This is a genomic window from Natronococcus sp. (assembly GCF_047921035.1).
GTDB lineage: Archaea > Halobacteriota > Halobacteria > Halobacteriales > Natrialbaceae > Natronococcus.
Genome location: NZ_JBLRWX010000170.1, coordinates 1 through 4,066, shown reverse-complemented (window position 1 = coordinate 4,066; position 4,066 = coordinate 1). Strand labels below are relative to the sequence as shown.

Genomic DNA, 4,066 nt, shown 5'->3' with positions numbered 1-4,066 from the left:
ACGTTGTTCGTGATCTCTCATGAGCAGGTGGGGATACTTCTTCAGACGACTGCTGTTGTCGATCCCGGTTCTGTTCCTGGTGTTGACGTTTATTTTCGTCCTCCTGCGAATGGGTCCGGTCGATCCCGTCGCCGCCAGGCTCGGTCCCGAAGCGACCGGTGCGGAGGCCGAACGGATGCGAGAGCGGCTCGGCCTCAACGATCCGCTCTGGGAACAGTACGTCGACTTCGTCACCGACTTCCTGGTGCTCGATCTGGGCCAGTCCTGGGTCGTCTTCGCCGACTGGCAGATCACCACGATCGTCATGAACTCGGGGCCACCGACGCTGTGGCTCGGCTTCTGGGCGATCCTCCTGCCGCTGTTTATCGGGATCCCGCTCGGGTTCTACGCGGGACTCCGACCCAATAGCTGGGGCGACTACACCGCCTCCGTGAGCGGTATCCTCTGGCAGGCGATGCCGAACTTCTGGCTGTGTATCATCCTGCTTGCGGTATTGCGCCAGACCCAGGGTGGCGGCTGGTTCGGTTTCGACTGGTACACGTTCGGACCGGAGATCAGAAGCATTACCGGAACCCCGAACCTGGCCTTTCTCTCGTGGTCGAACCTGGTCGGACCCGTCCCGTACCCGACCGGAATCGACTGGGGCGCACTCGCCGTCGACATCAAGCTCATCCTGCCGCCCGCGCTGGTGCTTGGCTCCGCGTCGATGGCGGCCGAGCTGCGTATCGGGCGGACGGCGATCCTCGAGACGATCAACTCCAACTACGTCGAGACGGCCAGAGCGAAGGGGCTGACCGAGCGCGTCATCGTCTGGAAACACGCCTTCAGAAACGCGCTCATCCCGCTCGTGCCGGTCATCACCAACGAGGCGTTCCTGCTGATCGGCGGCTCGGTTATCGTCGAATCGATCTTCAACATCAACGGGCTCGGCAGGATCTTCTTCCTCGCGATGGTACAGGGTGACCTGCCGCTGGCCGGCGCGTTACTGTTTATTTTCACGCTGATCATCATCTTCCTGAACATCTTACAGGACTTCCTGTTCACGATTATCGATCCACGAGTGGGGTACGAACGATGAGCACGAGAACGACGGCCGACACGAGCGAACCGGATCCCGAAGAGACCCTGCTGCGCGAGCGGATCGCGGAGAACCCGGGACCAGCCCTGTTCTGGCTGGCCGGGGCCGCGCTGCTGGTCGCGCTCGAGCTGGGACGCATCGCCGGCTGGCTGACGGGGATCGGCTCGGCCGTCGAGTTCGTGTTCGACGGGGCGGCCGCGATTCCGGGCTGGATCGCCGGCAACGTCGCCGACGCGACGATACCGCTGGTCGGCTACCTCGTCAACGACGCTGTGACGCTGCTGATGCTGTTCGGGATCGCCACGCTGATCCTCCGGTTCGTTCCCTGGAGCGTCGCGGATCGGCTCGACGTCGGGACGTCGCGGACGCGAACCCTGCTCGAGCAGGCCGGGCTGACGGTGCTGCTGGCGGCCGTGCTGGTCGTGTTGCTGTTCACGCCGGTCGGGGGACTCCTCAGGACCGCGGTCACCGCGCCGTTCGATCTGCTGTCGTCGCTTCCGACGATCACCAGCCACGAACTCATCTCGAACCAGGGCCACCGGACGCCCGACGGCGGGTGGGAGGGAACCTTCCTCGGACTCTCGCCCGCAGTCGCGTGGGGGATCCGAGTGCTGCTCGTCTACGGCTACGCCTTCGCCGTCGTCGGCTGGACCTGGAAGGGGTACAACGTCTTCCGGACCCACTACCGCCAGGCCGACTGGACGCCCCGCGACGACACGTTCGCCCGGTTCCGAAACCACTACTGGGGGCTGTTCGGCCTGCTCGTCGTCGTGCTGTTCATCGTTACGGCCCTGTGGGCGCCGGCCGTGAGTCCGGCACCGGCCGAACAGAACATCTACTCGCCGTACTCCTACGAGGTGCAGTACCTCGAAGACGGCGAGGTCGCCACGACGACGGTCGGGGACGCGAACCTCGACAGCCAGTCGGACGGTCAGACCACGATCGGACCGATGAGCTACGACGACTACGACCGCTGGGCGCCGCTGGGAACCACGCCGAACGGGCAGGATCTGCTCACCCATCTCGCCTACGGCGCACAGACCTCGCTCGTGATCGGACTGCTGGCGATCGGTCTCGGCGGGCTGATCGCGGTCACGATGTCGCTGCTGACCGCCTACTACAAGGGCGCCGTCGACGTGCTGACCGTGATCGCCAGCGACACGATCATCTCGATTCCGGCGTTCCTGCTGGTGATGATGCTGTCGGTGATCTTCGACCAGGGCGATCACGTACTCGCGGAGCCGCTCAACGGGGGCGTGCTCCTCGGATTGATCTTCGCGTTCGTCTACTGGCCGGGGATGTGGCGGTCGATCCGCGGTCCCTCCCTGCAGGTCGCCGAGGAGGAGTGGGTCGACGCCGCCAAGAGCTACGGCCAGACGCCGGCGAACACAATGCGTAAGCACATGGCTCCGTACATCGCCGGATACATCATGATCTACGGCTCCCTGCTGCTCGGCGGCGTTATCATCTTCACCGCCGCCCTCTCGTTCCTCGGCTTGGGTATCAACGCCCCGACCCCCGAGTGGGGACGGCTCATCAGCGACGGCGAGGCCTACGTCTCGACGTCGTCGTGGCACGTCGCGACGGTCCCGGGGCTGATGATCGTCCTCGTGGTCACCGCCTTCAACGCGCTCGGCGACGGGCTTCGCGACGCGATCGATCCGGAAACCGCCGCCGGCGACGCCAAGACGGACGACACCGGTGCCGCGGCCGCCGGAGGTGGTGGCTGATGTCCCTCGAGCAATCGGTCGCGGAGACCTCCGGGCGCGGGGAACCGATCCTCGAGGTGCGGAACCTACAGACGACGTTCTTCACCGAGAAGGAGACGATCCGGGCCGTCGACGACGTGAGCTTCGACATCCGACCGGGCGAGACGGTCGGCATCGTCGGCGAGAGTGGCTCAGGGAAGAGCGTCACCGCCCGCTCGATAATGGGGCTGATCGACTCCCCGGGGTACGTCCTCGAGGGGAGCAGCATTCGGTTCGGCCACCTCGAGACCGTCCGGGAGTACGCCGAGGCGTTCCCCGACCGGACCGTCGACCTCGAGTCGCTGCGGGCCGAGTACGATCCGGTCGAGCTGTTCGACCGAGCGGCGGTCGACGCCGAGCCGACGGACCTCGGCTACGAGCGCGCCGCGGACGTTCCGCTCGCGGACGTCGTGGCCGCCGGCTACGGCGACGTCCTCGGGATCGACGGCGACGACTGCGTGTTCGTCACGGAGGGGTCCCCGGCGTCGCCCGACTCGATCGCGGACGGGTTCGTCGAGCTCACGCGGCTCGACGGCGAGTCACAGCGGCGCATGCGCGGCGGTCGGATCGCGATGGTGTTCCAGGACCCGCTGACGAGCCTCAACCCCGTCTACACCGTCGGCAACCAGATCAAGGAGGCGCTGCGCCTGCACCAGGGGCTGCGCGGCGAGGCCGCGACGCGAAAGGCGGCCGAACTGCTCGAGGACGTCGGCATTCCCGACGCCCGCCGCCGGGTCAACGAGTACCCCCACCAGTTCTCGGGCGGGATGCGCCAGCGGGCGGTGATCGCGATGGCGCTCGCCTGCGAGCCGGAGCTGTTGATCTGCGACGAGCCGACGACGGCGCTCGACGTCACCATCCAGGCCCAGATCCTCGATCTGCTCGCGGAGCTTCAGGAGGAGCGGGATCTCGCGATGATGTTCATCACCCACGACATGGGCGTCATCGCGGAGATCAGTCACCGCGTGAACGTCATGTACGCCGGCGAGATCGTCGAGACCGCGGGCGTAAACGACCTGTTCGAGGATCCGAGACACCCCTACACTCGCGGGCTGTTGCAGTCGATTCCGGGGCGACAGGAGGGCGATCGGCTCCAGACGATCGAGGGGAACGTACCGACGCCGAACCAGCCGGCGACGTCCTGTCGGTTCGCGCCGCGCTGTCCGAAGGCGTTCGAGGACTGCGAGGCGGTCCACCCCGTCTCCGTCCCCGTCGAGGAGGGGGCGACCGATCACACCGC

General features: G+C 66.4%; 3 protein-coding genes. All 3 read left to right on the top strand.

All coding sequences use genetic code 11. From position 1 onward, the window contains the following. Nucleotides 1-19: 19 nt before the first annotated feature. Nucleotides 20-1,078, top strand: coding sequence for an ABC transporter permease (locus tag ACNA7R_RS19485; RefSeq protein WP_416285185.1), 1,059 nt, complete (start codon nt 20-22; stop codon nt 1,076-1,078). Further along, the gene (locus tag ACNA7R_RS19480; RefSeq protein ID WP_416285183.1) at nt 1,075-2,808 is read left to right on the top strand and encodes an ABC transporter permease; all 1,734 of its coding nucleotides are present in this window, start codon (nt 1,075-1,077) and stop codon (nt 2,806-2,808) included. Before ACNA7R_RS19485 ends, ACNA7R_RS19480 begins: the two co-directional genes overlap by 4 nt. Next, a partial coding sequence (locus ACNA7R_RS19475; protein WP_416285182.1) for an ABC transporter ATP-binding protein occupies nt 2,808-4,066 on the top strand: 1,259 nt, incomplete at its 3' end. The genes ACNA7R_RS19480 and ACNA7R_RS19475, both read left to right, overlap by 1 nt.

Bases quoted from the DNA above. Each gene is read 5' to 3' on its own strand.
- ACNA7R_RS19480 (WP_416285183.1), top strand. From the start codon at position 1,075: ATGAGCACGAGAACGACGGCCGACACGAGCGAACCGGATCCCGAAGAG.
- ACNA7R_RS19485 (WP_416285185.1), top strand. From the start codon at position 20: ATGAGCAGGTGGGGATACTTCTTCAGACGACTGCTGTTGTCGATCCCG.